Origin of the sequence: Moorena sp. SIO1F2, from assembly GCF_010672755.1 — a bacterium.
Lineage (GTDB): Bacteria > Cyanobacteriota > Cyanobacteriia > Cyanobacteriales > Coleofasciculaceae > Moorena.
Window position 1 is genome coordinate 1 of the sequence record NZ_JAAHFV010000117.1, and the last position, 17041, is coordinate 17041.

11 protein-coding genes are annotated in these 17041 nt (G+C 43.5%); 6 read left to right on the forward strand and 5 right to left on the reverse strand.

Annotation, left to right across the window (positions count from 1 at the left end):
* The 4 genes from F6J94_RS15580 to F6J94_RS15595 form a co-directional block, all read right to left on the reverse strand.
* Positions 1–2910 (reverse strand): caspase family protein (locus F6J94_RS15580; protein WP_293041755.1); only part of this gene is annotated, 2910 nt, incomplete at its 3' end.
* Positions 2911–3282: 372 nt separating this feature from the next.
* The gene (locus tag F6J94_RS15585; RefSeq protein ID WP_293041758.1) at positions 3283–7053 is read right to left on the reverse strand and encodes a caspase family protein; all 3771 of its coding nucleotides are present in this window, start codon (positions 7051–7053) and stop codon (positions 3283–3285) included.
* Positions 7054–7327: 274 nt separating this feature from the next.
* On the reverse strand, positions 7328–7582 hold the full coding sequence (locus F6J94_RS15590; protein WP_293041761.1) for a hypothetical protein: 255 nt from the start codon (positions 7580–7582) through the stop codon (positions 7328–7330).
* Positions 7583–7853: 271 nt separating this feature from the next.
* The gene (locus tag F6J94_RS15595; protein ID WP_293041764.1) at positions 7854–11423 is read right to left on the reverse strand and encodes an NB-ARC domain-containing protein; all 3570 of its coding nucleotides are present in this window, start codon (positions 11421–11423) and stop codon (positions 7854–7856) included.
* 204 nt (positions 11424–11627) lie between these two features.
* Here F6J94_RS15595 and F6J94_RS15600 point away from each other — a divergent pair, with 204 nt between their 5' ends.
* From F6J94_RS15600 to F6J94_RS15625, 6 genes are all read left to right on the forward strand, one after another.
* Positions 11628–11873 (forward strand): hypothetical protein, encoded by a 246-nt coding sequence (locus tag F6J94_RS15600; RefSeq protein WP_293041767.1) that lies wholly within the window; start codon positions 11628–11630, stop codon positions 11871–11873.
* Positions 11874–11961: 88 nt separating this feature from the next.
* Positions 11962–12696, forward strand: coding sequence for a LuxR C-terminal-related transcriptional regulator (locus tag F6J94_RS15605; RefSeq protein WP_293041770.1), 735 nt, complete (start codon positions 11962–11964; stop codon positions 12694–12696).
* 269 nt (positions 12697–12965) lie between these two features.
* Positions 12966–13145 carry a hypothetical protein gene (locus F6J94_RS15610; RefSeq protein WP_293041773.1) on the forward strand — a complete coding sequence of 60 codons (180 nt, stop codon included), beginning with the start codon at positions 12966–12968 and terminating at the stop codon, positions 13143–13145.
* Between the two features lie 49 nt (positions 13146–13194).
* Positions 13195–13968 carry an RNA polymerase sigma factor gene (locus F6J94_RS15615; RefSeq protein ID WP_293025363.1) on the forward strand — a complete coding sequence of 258 codons (774 nt, stop codon included), beginning with the start codon at positions 13195–13197 and terminating at the stop codon, positions 13966–13968.
* Complete coding sequence (locus F6J94_RS15620; RefSeq protein ID WP_293041776.1) at positions 13938–14951, forward strand: tetratricopeptide repeat protein; 1014 nt, start codon at positions 13938–13940, stop codon at positions 14949–14951. Before F6J94_RS15615 ends, F6J94_RS15620 begins: the two co-directional genes overlap by 31 nt.
* Positions 14952–14981: 30 nt before the next feature.
* Positions 14982–15149: a hypothetical protein gene (locus F6J94_RS15625; RefSeq protein ID WP_293041779.1), complete on the forward strand. Its 168-nt coding sequence runs from the start codon at positions 14982–14984 to the stop codon at positions 15147–15149.
* 1043 nt (positions 15150–16192) lie between these two features.
* Here the strand turns inward: F6J94_RS15625 and F6J94_RS15630 are convergent.
* A complete protein-coding gene (locus F6J94_RS15630) occupies positions 16193–16633 on the reverse strand; it encodes a peptidoglycan-binding domain-containing protein (RefSeq protein WP_229415271.1) in 441 nt (146 codons plus the stop codon).
* Between the last annotated feature and the right edge of the window lie 408 nt (positions 16634–17041).

Here is a 17041-nt window from a genome sequence, read left to right on the forward strand (position 1 = left end):
TTCTTTCCAATACCCTCCTAATCCAACAATAATGACTTTCCCACCGTTCGATACAAACTGCTCAATTGTCTTTATTTCATCATTTTCCAGATTGCCCCATGCATTTCCAATGATGATAATATTGGCGTTTGTATTTTGAATTTTTGTGCTATTAATAGGTGCGGAAATTTCCTTGGTTTCATACCCCAATTTTTCCATAATATCGGCTATTTTGTAACCTTTTAAATCATTATTTAAAGTCAAAAGTTCGCAATGACCACTTGACATTAATACTTTTTTATTGCCATTAAGTCCATTGATATAATTAAGCACTAAAAACATAAAAGTACTATAATTTGTATTTGATAAAAGTCCATGATGTGCAATCGTGAATACTTGCCCCTTATTATACTTACGTGACATGGCAAATACCTGATTTTTTTCGTTCAACAGAGTTCTCCAAGGGGCTTTATTGAGTGCCTTTACCTCTCCACGAACTGGATTGTTTTCAGAAGTGGGGTTAATGTTCAATACAGTATTGATGGAAAATTCCGCTAGTACTTTGATAGAGTCGCTTTGGAATTGCTCAGATGCGGAGTTGAGTTGCTGCAACTGATTAAAACTAAAGATGCTCAATCCACTCAGAGCGAGAATCACGACCGTTAGGCTAATGAATCGACGGCTATCATTTCGCCTTTTTTGCAGAGTACGCCGCACAAACTCAGCTTCTACTTGGTTAAGCCAGTTATCATCGGATAAAGATACCTTTTTCAACAAATCAAGACGAGGGTTAGCATGCCAAAGAAACTTTGCCTTTTGTTGGCTTTTCCACTCCTGGGCTGCGGGAGTCAACCGCCGTTGTAGAAGTAAGCTTTCTTCCTCGTTTTGTTTCCATCCCAGCAATCTTTGCCATCCCCGTACTAAAGCATCATGGGCTGGTTCGACATTAGGATTCCCCTCAGCATCTTGTCCAATAACCAATAACCGTGCTGTGCTAAAACGCTGAATTACTTCCTTCACTAAAGCATTTTTCGCTGGTGGATATTCCAATTCCGATAAAGGTACCCGCCTACGGGCTAATTCACCCCCACCTAGTGCCACCATCCGCAGCATGACATGACGGATTACTTGGTCATAAGCGGGATTTTCTTGAACTAGCTTCTGATACTCCTGATCAGCCCTTTGAGTTAGCGATCGCATTACTCCCCCCAATTCAAGATAATCTTCTTGAGTCAGCGCCCGGTCAATGGTGATTCCTCTATATTGTGCCTGCCTTTGTCGCCTTAAGTATTTCAGATAAAGTTCGCTCAAGGCAAAAGACAGCAGGGGCAATCCTCCGGGCATATCCGCCACTTCATCAATTAATTTTTCTACTAAATCGTGGGGTTGAAAATACATTACCCGTGCTTGAGCCGGTTTTTCTATCGCTTCGTTGAGTTCCCCTCGTGTCATCGCCGGTACAATAAATCGTCCACTTTGCCAAAGATTTATCAGTACCTTAGTTCCCAATTGATTTAGTACTTCCGGTGCCAACTTTAAGCCCACATCTGTGATTTGGGGTTCAAAGTCAGAACGTAGGGTTAATACTACCCGTAATTTATCCCCATGGGCATTTATGGCTGTGAGTATCTGTTGGAAAAACTCCTGACGCTGATCATAGTTTTGACAGAGTGTAATAATTTCTTCGCTTTGGTCAATAAACAGTAATAACTTAGAGTTTGGGTTATTTTTTGCCCAAACATCAATGCTCATTGCCAGGTTATGCTGGGGGTTTTGTGGCTCAACCAAGGGTAACTTAGCTTCAGTCAGCACATTATTTAATGGTTCCAAGGGAGTCTCACCAGGACGGATGGGTGGCAAAATACACCATTTCTCGGTATTATCTTGCCGTAGTTTGGGAATTAATCCTGCCTTGACCAAGCTAGACTTACCCGAACCGGAAGCACCCAACACCACTGTCAGGGGATTAGCTTTGACAAAATCCTGTAACTTTTCCACTAGTAATGTTCTACCGAAAAACAGTGAACTGTGTTTCTCGTCAAAGGAGTTTAAACCGCGATAGGGATTTTGTGATTGATCCAAAGGTGGTGCGGGGGGTAAATTAAGTTCATGTCCGGGAGAAAGAAAGATATATTCTCCCTTATCGTGCTTATTTAAACACCAAATACCAGGGGTTTGTCGCAGACGGCATTTTTCTGTGGGTATTTCGACTCGATCCCGTAAATGTAAATATAATTCGGTGGCTGTAATTACCCCATCTCCAGGCGGTTTACCATTGGTAGCAGGAGGATAGATATCTGCTCCACCTTCGAGGGCTTCTAATAATGCCGCTGCAAAAGGGGAATGATTGCCGACTTGACCGCGTACGCTATCTAAATAGAAGTTATCTAAAGCCTTTTGGTCAGAAGCTGAAGAAGTAATGATTTGCCAGGCTGGGTCAGTAATAAAACGGTCGTATCGTTCTTGGTGAATTACTTCTGGCGATGTGAGTAAATCCCTAGTATTCGACCAACGGAAAGCACCAGCAAAACAGCAGTCGAGGATACCCAAGAAATGACGACAGGGTAATTGACTTAAAGCATCGTGTAACTTGGTCATGGGCAGATAACTATTAGTATTGCCGAGTTTGGCATCTTGAGGAATTAAGTAACCAGCCGGGCCATCATCCCCATTGAGAGCGACGCCATGACCAGCAAAGTCAAATAATAAGCGGTCATTTTCAGTAACAAGTTCTGGTAAGGTATGAAATAAAAATTTGTGGAAGTTAGACAGAGTTGCCACTTCGTCTAAGCATTCCCAGACTTCGTAATCATGCTTCTCGCGGAGAATTTCCACTAGTTTTTTGGCATCGTTTACGGCAGTGTTCAGGGGAGAAATGCCGTTGGTGTAGTTATTGATACCGATGATCAAGGCGAGATTGCGAGAAAACATGTTATACTAAAAGCACTTATAAAGATAACTTTAATACTAGGGATTGCTAGCATCCCATTTTGGCAAATATATCTTTTTATGTGGGCGGTATAATCCCGCTCACACAGCTGGGGTATAGTTTGTAAAATCTGGGATGCTCCCTATTTATTCCCCAAGATAATTTGTTAACTTTACGCAGAAATTAGTATTTTCGTAATAAATCTTTACCTATTGACGAAAGCAGACAAGCCCTAGTGTCATTGGCGTATATAGCATTGTAAGCATTCAGCTATCAGTTATCAGCTATCAGCTATCAGCTATCAGCTTATGCGCTACGGGAACAGCTTAAGCGCTACGCGCACGGCTGACCGCTGACCGCTGACCGCTTACGCATCATTGACCTAGATTCTCGCGGGGTTGAGATTGATTGCTCCGTTGGCTATTATTGGATGACTTTACTATCAACCAACCAATACTAGCTGCTACTAATACCCCAACAACCCCAATAATCCACCATTTCAGTGCTTTGTTCCCTGAAGAATTATTAGTAATATCTTTTGTGTTTTCTAGGGCTTGAATCACTGCCTTGGAGAGGGCAGTTAACCCCACTGGTTCAGTAAAGTAAACCAGGTGATCGCAGCCGATTTCCTGAATTTTCGGTTGTGGAGTCCGGTTTGAACCTAAGCTTTTTATACTTTGTACTGTAACAGCGATATCATTTGGTTGCTCAAAGAAAGCCAGAGCTACAGCTTTATCAAATAACTTCTGCATTAGTCGTTGCAAGGGACTAGGGCGTGTCTTCAAACTCTGAGATCCCCCCCAGCCCCCCTTAAAAAAGGGGGGCTGGGGGGGATCTAAATCTTGCGGAAAACTTTGAAAACACGCCCTAGACGTTTGATTGGCCTCTGCTGTCAGGGCGGCAGGAATAATAGATGTATTACCAGCAATAATTGAGTAAGGTACTTTGGGGTCGGGACTTGCTGCTAATTGTTCCAAGAACTCAGAAGTGGGATGCATCTGGTTTAGGGAAATATCAATAGTTTCAATCTCATCAGCAAACTGGTTAATAGCCTTAAGCAACATCCCCATCACTGGTACTGGCCAAGTAAATTTTGACAGCCCATTTAAACCGATACTTAAGGTAGCTAATGCCCAATCTTGAACCGTAGACCAAGGGGAACCAGCATTGGGTGTACCTAGCATAATTAAATGCCCAACTACCTGATTACCTCCTTCTCGTTCAATAAACCAACGAGAAACCAACCCTCCCATGGAGTGGGCGACAATGTGAAAAATTTTACCGTGGTTCTCCCCTAACCCTACAGCTTGTAGTCTCTGCTTCAGCAATTTAGCATTCTCTACAATTGAGGTATTTAAACTCTCATAATCATAGGTGAGTACCAGGTCATACAATTCCGCCAGGGGTTTTTGTGTTCCATCCACCTCAACCTGGGCGGAGCGAAGGCTGGGCAGCAAGCTCTCGGTATCACCAAGAATACCGTGTATGTAGAGGACTATGCGTTGGGCTTCGGCAACCCGCGACTTGACTTGTTCAACCTCTGTTGTATAGTTGACTGTATAGTTGACCACTCCAGAGGCAGTGACATCCGCTGCTGCCAAAATTGGGTAATTAAACTCTAGCCCCAGTTGTTGAGACACTACTTTTTGGAAGAAAATTCGGATCGAACCCCCCAAGCTGCGGCTACCTTCACTAATTGGTTCTGTTAACCGTTCCAGTAAAATTTCCGTTTTGCCCTCCGGGGTAGACCGAGCCCGTCCCAAAGGCAGGAAAAACTCCCCATCGTAGCTAATCGGTAACAGTTGTTCATCACAAGCAAGGGGTCGATCAACAATAAGTTTCAGGGGATTTTTGGGTGTAACGGCTGACGGATTTTCCACCTCAGTTAATTCCAGCGCGCTTAAACCAGGATCAGTTCCCCGACTGCTAGTAAAGTCAAAGGACTCAATTCCCGGATGGTTTTCCCGCAGTATCGGTGGTAAGATATGATTACCTAAATCCCTAGTTGATTGGGTGAGAGTGGTTAGACGTGCCTTAGCTCTCAATTCGGAATGGGCGTATAGGGCGGAACCCACTCCCAGAAAGACAGACTCGTCCCCTGTGGGAATTGGAGTAGTGTGTAGAGGACGCACGGTAGTAATGCTAATTTGGCTAGTTAACCAGTCATCATAGATTTGATCGTCTTTTGGTCTGTTGGGGAGGTCACGAGCTGGAATCCTTTGCATTAGGCGGTTGAGGGTACCATTTCCGCTATGGGGTGTAGGCACGGGACGTTGAGGTAGGTCCAGTTTTGGTTGTTCGAGCAAAGTGGCATCAAATTCCGTCGAGCAGACAATCAGTTTGAGAATATCTTTAACTTCCGTAATCCCCGCTTTTTGCCATAGTTGTTTGGGAACCGTAGGACAAATAGGATTTCCGCGATTAACCCAGGCTTCATCTCCCTCTTGCCCCCTTGGTTGCAGCCAAATCCCACCGCCATCTAACAACCCAGCACCGACGGCGTAAAAGTCGGTTAAAACCAGCAGAGCGCAATAAAGCGGCTCATTACTGGTGTTTTTCAGCTTAATTTTCAATGTGGGCGATCGCCACCTGCCATTTTCCTGTCGATATTCCAGGCGAATGTCAGTATCTAGCAAAGGTGACCCATCCTGCTGGTAAATCAACATTTGCACAGCATCGGGGCGAATGCGGCTGGTGGCTGGGCTGGCCAGTTCAGTGATATTCAGCCAACGGGTGATATGTTCTAATCGCTGAATCGCCTGCAAGGCAGTGGCATCGGTGTAACCTGAAATGGCAGCCACTAGAGGACGGTCATCCGCTGGTTGTGTAATTAAATAGTTACCGTCACGAGCCAGTAACTTAAAATCGGCAGCTTCAGGGGTTGCCACTTCCCGAACATACAGGGAAGGCTGATTGTGAGCCGTGTTGAGCAGGGTGCTACGGGCTAATTCTACACCAGCTGGTTCTCCTGACAATAAAACCCCTTTCGGTGGCAAGGGCAGACTAGTGATTACTGCTTTCCAGGTCATTTCGGGATCTAAATCCCCAATACCACTAATTTGAACGTTACTCAGCTGCGGCATTACTTTTACAATTTTTGCCTCACCTACTGCCGTTGAGAGTTGGCGAAGTTCCTCTGTGGGGGTGTCAAAGGGAAACAAGGCCAGTATTGTGGTGTCATTCCCAACAGGTTGAGAAATGCCGTGAACCGCACCACCATCAATCACCCAGTCCTGGTTTTTGTCATAGCAGACAGTAAAGTAGGGTGTATGGTTAGCGATCGCACCGCCGAGAAAAGGTTGGTCTAAATCACTCAACTCCGTAGCTTCGATTTGGGGAGATTGGGCGTTGATCTTACTGCGGACTAGGGCATTGGCACGCTTGAATAAATCCCGATAAGTCAGGCTGCCATTGGCTTTCTTCAAGGTATCCAGCAAAAAGTAAGAAAACGCACCTCTTGATTGCCCATTGCTGTTGTATTCTTTCGCCGTCTCACTATCTCGACAAGCGGCTAGGACGATATGTTTTCCTGTGGGGAAACTCCAACCACTAGGATTTTTTTCCGGGCTGAGGGCAGCTGATAATTTTTCAGTTTCACTCAAGGAGAAAATAAAACTATCCCAGGGTCGCTGACGTTTGTCGGTGGAAGTTTTACGAATTGCTGTTTCTGCTTCTAGTTCGCCACGGGTTGCAGCACCAGAGTGACAGCAGTCTAAAATAATAACAGTGTGGGGGTTGTTCTGGTCTACCTCAGAAATTAGCTTGGCTAACTCCTTATCTGCCAAGTCCCAACCCCCTTCAGTGCGACTGTCATAACAGACTAATGTTTCATCTAATCTGTCTGGCTCTATTGCCCAAAACTCTTGTGGGGCTTGCTCTTGAGAACCATGTCCCGCGTAGTAAAAGAAAGCAACATCTTCACTGCTAGCTTGACACAAATGCTCCCGAAAACCATCAATAACTGCCTGACGGGTAGCATCTTGATTCAAGAGTGTACGGATGTGAAGTTTATCTCCATCTGCAGCGACCCGCCCTTGCAAATATTCCTGTATTTCTAGGATGTCATTGACACAGCCATTCAAAGAAGGAACAGGACTGGGATATTCATCAATAGCTACCAGCAGCGCATATATATTGTTGGTCATGCCATTCTCTTAATACTTATTGAAGGAGTTACAGTTTTGTTAATTCCTGATTTATAACCCCCTAAATTACCCTTATTAAGGAGCACTTTTTTATCTAATTCTATCCTTGATCAGGAGCACTTTTTTATCTACTTCTATCCTTCATCAGGAGCACTTTTTTATCTAATTATACCTTCATCAGGAGCACTTTTTTATCTAATTCCCCCCTTAGTTAAGGGGGGTTAGGGGGGATCGCTGAGTTGGTCAATTCTCGCCCAAGAATAGAACTCCTGGATTATAAACCTCTATCGGTTTTTCCTGGAGAACGCTCACTAGTAGTTGGATTAGATTCTGGTGCAGTAATTTCTTTAGTGTCTTTATTATCTGTTTCGACATTTTCATCACTCGATCCAGCTTTTACTTCAGTTTCTTCAGGAGTTGTTACTGTTTCCTGAGAGTCGGAGCGAGCGTCCCCTAAGGGGTTAGTATCGCCAGATGTATTTTCTACTACTTGCTCTTCATAATTTTGGTTAGGTTCTGTATTTTCCATAGCCACTTTTATGGACCTCAATTGTTATGATACAGGGCAAGGACAAGACTCAATAAATTATTCTTCAAAAGAGTGATAAATAAGCACAATAGTGCATATAATCAAGGCTTACTATGGTCATAACCCTTGATCTAAATCACATTTGGGTATATCACATTTTGGCTTAATTTTTCTTGCCCTTAGCTTGCTTTATGATCATAAATTATACTTCTATAATAGCATATTATAAGCTTATTTGTCAAGGGAGCTAGAACCATTGCGGTGCCAGGCTTCACTCTTTATCTACTGCACCTAGAGCTTTTAACGTGTTTTTCTGAGGTTTGGTTAAACCAATGGCGTTTTTAATATTCATCCCTTCATAGGGTCGATCAATTCTCAGGGTTTTTATACATTCACCGGTGTCAAGATTCCAAAGCTTAATGGTTTCATCTTCGCTGCTACTCACTAACACAGGACGATTAGGACTAAAAGCAATTGACCGGACTGCTTTGTGGTGTCCCTGAAATAGTTTGAGAACAGTACCTGTACTGATATCCCACAGTTGAACAGTCTGGTCATCACTGCCACTGGCTAAACTCTTGCCATCTGGACTAAAGGCAATTGTTCTGACTCGAGATGTGTGACCGGATAAGGTTTGTAGACATTGCCCCGTCTCAACATCCCACAGTTTAATCGTCTGGTCTCCACTGGCACTGGCCAGCAGATTGGCACTGGGACTGAACACAACCGATAAAACCCAATCCTCGTGACCTGGCAATGTTTGTAGACAGGTTCCCGTACTGACATCCCAAAGTTTGATCGTGTTGTCATGGCTACCACTGGCTAGGATTTTACCGCAGGGACTGAAACTAATGGTTAAGACGTGCTGAATATGCCCTTCTAAGGTGTGCAGACATTCTCCTGTATGCCAATCCCAAAGCTTTACCGTTTGGTCACGACTGGCACTGGCTAAAATTTCTCCCTCTGGACTGAAGCTGACCGAATGCACCCAACTATCGTGTCCCCACAGTGTTTGCAAACACTCTCCTGTATTTGCATCCCAAAGTTTGATAGTTGTGTCGTCACTGCTACTGGCCAGAATCTGATGGTCTTTGGGAGCAAAAGTGACTGATGAGACTAGATTAGTATGTCCTGACAACGTTTGTAGACATTGCCCCGTATCAATATCCCACAATCTTACCCGTTGGTCTTCGCTACTACTGGCCAACATTTGACCATCTGGACTAAAAGCAACGGATAAGATCCAATTACTATACCCCTCCACTGTTCTTAAACATTGTCCGGTGTGGATATCCCATAACTTCATGGTTTGGTTTTCACTCACACTCAGCAAGGTTTGACCATCCGGATTAACAGCAACCAACCAAATCCGTGAAGCGTAGCTATTACCTAAAGGGGAATTGCTATACTTGTGCAACGTTTGGAGACATTTCCCGGTTTCCACCTCCCAGATTTTAACCGTTGTATCCTCACTACCGGTCACCAGTGTTTTACCATCTGGGCTGAAAGCAACTGACCACACATAACTGTTGTAGTCTGGTAAGGTTTTGATACACTCACCACTGGCTAAATCCCAAAATTTTACCGTTGTGCCATCACTTCCAGTTACCAATGTTTGTCCATCTGGGCTAAGGGCAATCGATAATACCCAATTGATCGGGATTTCTAGGACTTGCAGGCAAGAACCAGTGTTGACATCCCAGACTCTCACAGTTTGGTCTTCAGCCCCAGTGACCAACCTTTGTCCATTGGGACTGAAGGTAGTAAAAAATACCGGATTGCTATGGCCTGACAAGGTTTGCAGACATTTTCCAGTGTGAACATTCCACAGCTTTACCGTTTGGTCATGGCTACCACTGGCTAACATTTCCCCGTCTGGACTAAACCCTAGGGATTGCACCCAACTGGTATGACCTCGCAATGTTTTCAGACATTGCCCGGTCTGGACATTCCACAACCTGATCGTTTGGTCGTTACTACCACTGGCTAAAATTTCTCCCTCTGGACTAACAGCCAGGGATTGCACCCAAGCCTTGTGACCATTGCAGGTAATAATTTGTTTAATGTTGGCAACGTCCCACAACCAAATCTCATTATCAACACTAGTTGCCAGGAGTTTCCCATCTGGGCTAAAGGTCGCTGATAAAACCCCCCCTAAGGTGCGAGTCAAAGCCGACTTACTTAAATCGGCATTGGCGAAGTTGACTCGATGCAAATTCATGCCCTGTAGGTAAGCTTGCCAAACCGTTAAGTTAGAAAAATCATAGCCACTCAGGTCAAGATTAAGCTGCCAGAGTAAATTGAGAACATTGCCCCCGGCATATCCGGGTTTTCGAGGGGGAAAAGACTTCAGTTTTGATAAAATTTGATTCAAATAGTTTTGGACATTTTCTGGGAGACCAAGCAGGTTGAGTAGTTGCTCGGTAATCGGTTTGAGAATCAGCTGAATTTGGGCATTTCTCAGATAATCTTTGGCTTGGGCTTTGATTAAGGCACAGCGCTCCAATAGTGCTATTTCTACCGTTTGAATTTCGCAGAAAATCTGTTCAATTAAGCGATCGCTGACATACTCCATCACCACGGGTTGTTGAGTAAATTTTCCCGAAGTCTTCTCAATCATTGAGCGCAATTGTAGAGATTCTAAGGTTTCTAATAAATGTTTGAATGAAACAGCCGGAATAATGTCCCTTTGTAGCTCCTTAAATGAGACCCATTCTCGATTAATGGTCAGCCAGTACATCACCTGTTGTTCTAAAGTTGACAAGCGATTAAACTGCTGGTCCATTAAATCGGAAATATCACCAAAGACAATAGTGCCTTCTTCTAAAAACTGAGCCACATCGCCGTCAAACAACTCATAAATTGTCGTGGCAACAATCTTCAATGCTAAAGGATTGCCTGCATAAAACTCTACCAGTGCTTGACATTCGTCTTTTGAGACAGAAAAGCCTTTTTCCGCGAGAATTTTCTTCCCTTCTCCCTCGGTTAAGCCAGGTAACCTCAGGGAACGAATCGGAGCGTTTACACCTTCTTTGTTTCTAATTTCTCTGGGTTTCTCCCGACTGGTCAACACCAGACAACTTTGATGGTTAGTCTCGCCCCAGCTTCTGAGGAGTTGCCCATAGCCTTCATATCCTGGGCGATAGGCTCCTGCCCGTTGGTCAGGGGATAGAATTGACTCTACATTATCTAAGATGAACAAACAACGCTCTGCCCGCAGATATTCGATTAAACAGGAGATTTTACCATCTAAGCTTTCTGGTAAAGTGGTGTCTTGCTGATCGGACAAAAACCCAATCAGGTCCGTCAAAAGCTCGTGAATGGGTGGCGCATTACGCAAACTTCGCCAAATCAGGTACTGAAATTCCGATTGTAGACCCTGGGCTAACTTGACAGACAAAGTTGTTTTACCAATTCCACCCATGCCAATTAAGGTAATCAGTCGGCAATGGTCATTAATAATCCATTGTTTGAGTGTGGCTAATTCTTCCTTGCGCCCGTAGAAATTGGTAACATCAATTGCTTCTCCCAAGTCTTGGCGTTTGCTAGAGCTTCTGATTTGTGGCTTTTGATCTACAGTCTGGGATGACAGATCATCTACAGCCTGGGATGGCGGGTCAAAATCCAAATTGGCAATGGCTCTCCATTCCAGTGCCAATTTCTGAGAAAGTTCTTCAAAAGTAATATAGTCAACGGGTTTACCGGTCAGGAAGTTGCTGACTGTGGCTAAGGCAAACCCGACATCTTCCGCCAAAGCCCTCTGGCTCGGAAAACCGTTACGCCTGACTGCCAGTTTAACTTTTTCAATGCATTCCTGACGGACTTTGAGCGACCTAGGCATGGCTCATTTGATCATGACTGTAGGGATTATACCATTGACAAAGGAAAATTCAGTCACAAATTCTTCACAATTTAGTCACAAGTCAGATCATCTCAGGCGGTAAGTCAGTATGCAGTGGGGTTTGATGAATATATAGCAATTTAAGGCAAAAGGAATCCCCCCTAACCCCCCGCCCGGAAGGGGGGAAGGCAAAAGGCAATAGCGATGGAGTCGGCCAAAGGAGGAAAGTACCTCACCCAATTCAAAACTGCTATATATTCTAGGAATTTTATCCTAAATAAAACCATGAATGTGCTCTCTAAAAAACTGTTGGCAAGAACAACGTTATGGCTATTGTTAGAAATTTGGCTCAACTTCCTTGGACTAGATAACCTAGCTGATTACAGCGAATTTATCTTTGGAAATAATTTCAGCAGCGCCAGTGGGGTGCTAAAAATAGAAATAATTTGATCGCTAAATGGAAAACGTAAAACAACCAATTAGTTGATCAATTGCATTTGGAATAAGCCCAATTAATTTCTCATAATCAAGGTTCACCATGACTAATCAAAAACTCTTTACAAAACCCATTAATATTGAGTTAAGCCAAGTTTGTTCAAGCACATATGAGCTTCATAAACCGGATAAAAAACTAGATTATGTCAAACACTTTAAACACTATTGTAGTTTACCACAATCAATCAAAGTAGAAGCGACTAAACCCGAAAGCAGTAAGCCAGAGTTAGATTCAGAAGAAGGTTTGCCATTACTGCTCAAAGCAATTATTGAAGGCTTTGTTGATGGGGTGCTGATTATAACTACTAACCAAGAGTTGTTTCATGCCAATGAGTGTGGACGTCGAATGTGCTCTCAAATCTCTCAAGGTAAGTCACCGATAAACTCTATCCCTCAGCCAATTTGGCGAGTTTGCGAATCATTAATTGATAGTCGTGAGTTGTTTAGCGATCTCAAACTAATTATCGAAGCTGAAATTCAAGTGAATAAGTCAGTTAACTTTCGGGTTAGGGTTAGATGGTTAACGTTAGAGTTATCCCGAAATCATTATCTGTTAGTCACCCTAGAAGATAAACATCAATCTACCCAAAATTCCGCTATCACTGATGCTATTAAATATGGCTTAAGTCACCGGGAGAAGGAAGTATGGTTACTTAAAAAAGCCAACTTAACTTACGAAGAAATTGCACAGCAGCTATATATCAGCATCAATACTGTTAAGAAGCACCTGAAAAGCATTTACGCTAAACAAAAACAACTGATGCAGTATCAAAATTAATATATACAGGGTTTTTCATAGCTATGAGGTACACATTATTTTTTACCTCTTCCCTCACTTCCCCTCCTGGGAGCAGGGCTGTTTCAAACTTTAGTAAGTTAACGATTATTGGAGATAGGGGGATAGGGGGATAGGGGGATAGGGAAATAAACTAAAATTTACCGAAAAATGCCCAAATTTAGTCATTAAAATCTTACGAATTAACCGCCTTCAATCAACTCAAATCACTAACAATTTGTTAACGGCCTTGGTGTAAGGGAACGATAAATTTGCCCAAAATCCCGAGTATTAGTCCAAAATTCTCCCCATCTCCCCATCTCCCCATCTCCCCATCTATTTTTTGCGAGAATGAAACAGCCCTGCCCTCCTGGGAGGGGTTAGGGGTGGGTTACTCTTACCTGCTCCCTGCTCCCTGCTCCCTGCTCCCTGTTCCCTATCTCGACAGTTAAACCTAATTTTGTACGACTACTTAGAGTTCACTCAATTTTCTTCAAAAAAATGAAAACAGAAACAAAATTAGACGAGATTAATCTATTAAAAAGTATATCTCTTGGCGATCGCACTGCCTTTTGGCAGTTATGGCTGGTCAATCAAGACTATCTTTACGGTCGGTGCGTAACTTGGATGGGAGGCGATCGCACCAATGCTGAAGAAGCATTAAGTCTGGCCAGAATCAAGGCGTGGGAGAAACTACCACACCACGCCGAAAAAATTACTAATCCCAAAGCATGGCTAACTCGAATGACTCATAACCTCTGCGTAGATCTGCATCGAAAACGCCAGAGAGGTGCAATCGGTATGGAGAGCATTGAAGAAATGGCAGTGGGAGAACACCAGACATTAGCTTCTAGTGAGTACTCTCCTGAGTCAGCTATTCTCCGTCGCGAGTTACGAATGTACATCCGCCGTGAAATAGAGGCTCTGTCTCCCCAACTGCGAGAGCCTTTTGTGCTGCATTTTTACCAAGATATACCCTACCCAGACATTGCCAAAAAACTTGCTCTCTCGGTGGATAACGTTTACAAACGCATTCAAAAGGGGCGAGCAATTATGGAAAAGCAGTTGAAGCGGTATCTATCAGGAATAGATGATTCTTCCCCCTTGTTAAAAGAGATTGACAAGGATGAGATTTGGGATGAATTTAAAACTAAACAATCCGTGATTCCATCTCAAAATGCGAAGACAAAAGAGTGCCATTTTGAGCAAATTAATGATAAAATAAATTATGCGATAACAGCGATATGTCTAGAAACACTAACCCCTGTTTGGTAACCTTATCTCAGTCTTCAAAGGTCGAGTTAAATGTACAACTGTTATTAGATAAAAAAACCACCCGAAAACAGCAGAAGTTGAAAACCTTAACTAACTATGTGCAGCAGTATCCCTCTGGATGGAAAAAACGGTTGGAATTGGCTGATTTACTCTATGAAAGTGGAAACTGGGAGCAGGCTGTTAAGGAGTATGACCAAGTTATTGAGCGGCAATCTCAATTAATTCAGGTAAGGTTGAAACTGGGGAAACTTTTACAGTTGATGGGAGAGGTGGCTAAGGCAATTGAGGTTTATGAGAGTGCTTTGCCATTATCCAGTAATGTTGCTACTGGGCATCATATCCGGGGTTTGATAGAGGTCTGTCGCCGTCAGCCAGAGAAAGCAGTAAAAGCCTTTGAGACAGCCGCATCTTCTGAGCCAGAAAATCCGTCTCACTGGCTGGCATTGGGGCGGGTTGAGATGGAACTGGATCATGCTCACGCTGCTTTGAAAGCTTTTGAGCAAATCTTGTTACTTCAGCCAGATGATATTGTTGCTATGATTCACAGTTATGATGCACTCCTAATACTGGGTGATTTTCAGTCAGCAGAGTTGAGGTTAAGTAGAGCAGAAGAGTTAGCCCCTGGTGATTACTCAGTTTTAAAACGACGCTTGGCCTATCGTTGCCGGATGAAATTAGTATTGGGTAAGGAAGGGAAGCAGACTAAAAAGATAGTTAATGCTGTATTGAAACTGGCTCCCCACTCCGCTGATGCTCATAAGTTGCAGGCTGACTATTATCGGTTGCGAGGAGAGTCGGCAAAAAGCGTGGCTATATTGAAGCAGTTTACTGAGGAGTACCCAAATAATCCTCATGGCTGGTGTTATTATTCCCGGTTTTTGTCTGATAGGGGTGAAAATAAAAGGGCGGTTGAAGTTATTGAGAAAGCTGATCATCTATACCCGAATAATTGGCTAGTTTATGGAGCGTTATGTAAGTTGTAGGGTGCGAAGCATGAAATGTAACGCACCGTATTGATTCAAGAGCATTATGATTGGTTTATTATTATTGAACCTGATAGTGGGGAGTATTTTATCGATGAAGATGAAAAGGTAGCACTGGCAAAATACCGTTCTCAACATCCAGGTAAAAAGTGTATTATTATGCGAATTAATGAAACGGGAACTTGTGGTATAATATGATCCAAGGTGAATTTAAAGCGGTTTGCAATTCATTTAGGTACAAAGTTCTGGTTTTTTAGGGAGCAGGGAGCAGGGAGCAGGGAGCAGGGAGCAGGGAAGAGTAACCCACCCCTAACCCCTCCCAGGAGGGGAAGTGAGGGAAGAGGGAAGAAGGAAAACAATCCTGTGTACCTGATAGTTATGCAAACCGCCGTAATAGTCGAGGAGAGTTGTTTTTTGAAATTGGCTTGATGTCTGATGATGGAGAGATTTTTGCCGTAATGGCACTGTTAGATACAGGGTTTACTGATGATTTATCATAATACCAAAAACTGCTCGGATATCTTGACTACTGTTCCCTGTTCCCTGTTCCCTGTTCCCTTGAGATATCAATCCTATGTTCACATCTCAAATACAAACGCTATATGAGGGAAAGGTGGTTATTGAGGAAGAGGAGTTTACGGTTGAAGTGTTAGGAGGAGAGGGTGCATCTCATATTTGTAAAAAAGTTGCGTAGGGTGTGTTAGGGGGGCCTCATTTTCCGCTCAAGCGCCAGGGTTTAGACAGCCCGCCCCGTAACGCACCACCTTGTCAAACAACAAAAATGAGATGCACCCGGAGGAGATCAACTGGTGAATAGTCTTTTAGGTGTTTTGTGGTTACGAACAAAGCGTTTAGTTGTGGATTTTCCCATGGGAGTGTTAACCCTAGGATAAGCGATGCTCAGCAAAGAGCTGCTATGGGAAAGTATTACTGATAGTTAAAGAGGTGCGTTACACTTGGTTAACGCACCCGACAAGATCAGGGATTAGCCCAAAGGGCAGTGCTTCGCGATTGACCGTAGGTCACGCTACGGGAACGCACTAATTCGGGATCTTTAGCAAAAGATATTGGTTCTTCAGTACCTTTTATGCTAAACCGACAGTTAAAAAACTCAGAAAGCTTACGGTACAAGGGTTCTTAGGCTATTTAACTAGCAAAATATTCTGAATACGGCCTCTTTCCCCTGCTCCGAACGCGCCCCGCGTGGCCCACGGCCTCAGTCCCTTTGCCAAAGTGTTTATTTAGCATGACCGTAGAGTCAAGATATCATCGATGGCACGATAGGTTTTTTTACTGACAATCCCATCAACAATCAAGTGGTTAGGATCAGATTCGTAGAGGGTTTCGTTGTAGTCGCTTTGGAACTTCATTACTACCTGTTCTGTTTGGGAGCCAAACTGTCCGTCAATAACCAAATAATAGCCCATGTAGCAATTTAAGAACTGCTGGAGAAAGCGGACAGCTTGACCGGCTTTTCCCTTTTTCAAAACTGGTAGGTGGGTGACGTAAGCAGCGTTAGCCTGACTAGTTACTTCAGAACCATTAGCTAGTGCCAAACCATTAGCTAGTGCAGAACCATTAGCTAGTACAGAGTTAGAATTGATAGTGTTAGTTCCCATGATTGATTTCTTTTCCTTGATGATTTGACGTTTACGATGGAATACCTTGTCAGGTTTCGACATTGGACAAAGTTTTTATTTTCTGTCTTTTGTCTCTACACCTTTAAGACGATATCAAAACCCTATTTTGGAATTTTTCGAGTTAGCACCAATTTTTGTCGATCGACTCACCCCATTAAACCTACTTGACCTCTCAAACCCCTCTTGCCATCTAACTTGTAGCCGTTTCAGTGTCAGGGACAATTGGGTGCATCTCAATGGATGAAATTAGGCAAAAATTCCCACACTTCCCGCGCCCCCGCCCCTTATTTTTTACAAATATGAGATGCACCAGGGACAATTTACCCCTGGTGCAACCGAGGCTATATCCCTGCCCTTGTGTTTGTTACAGAGAGTACAAGATAACGCTAAATTGGATTAATTACTAACAGTAACGAGCTGTATAGACCAAATAGCCGGTCGGGACTTCCT

Coding starts and splice junctions, on each gene's coding strand:
- F6J94_RS15585 (WP_293041758.1), bottom strand. CDS start 7,053: ATGACCAACAATATATATGCGCTGCTGGTAGCTATTGATGAATATCCC.
- F6J94_RS15590 (WP_293041761.1), bottom strand. CDS start 7,582: ATGGAAAATACAGAACCTAACCAAAATTATGAAGAGCAAGTAGTAGAA.
- F6J94_RS15595 (WP_293041764.1), bottom strand. CDS start 11,423: ATGCCTAGGTCGCTCAAAGTCCGTCAGGAATGCATTGAAAAAGTTAAA.
- F6J94_RS15600 (WP_293041767.1), top strand. CDS start 11,628: ATGGAGTCGGCCAAAGGAGGAAAGTACCTCACCCAATTCAAAACTGCT.
- F6J94_RS15605 (WP_293041770.1), top strand. CDS start 11,962: ATGACTAATCAAAAACTCTTTACAAAACCCATTAATATTGAGTTAAGC.
- F6J94_RS15615 (WP_293025363.1), top strand. CDS start 13,195: ATGAAAACAGAAACAAAATTAGACGAGATTAATCTATTAAAAAGTATA.
- F6J94_RS15620 (WP_293041776.1), top strand. CDS start 13,938: ATGTCTAGAAACACTAACCCCTGTTTGGTAACCTTATCTCAGTCTTCA.
- F6J94_RS15630 (WP_229415271.1), bottom strand. CDS start 16,633: ATGTCGAAACCTGACAAGGTATTCCATCGTAAACGTCAAATCATCAAG.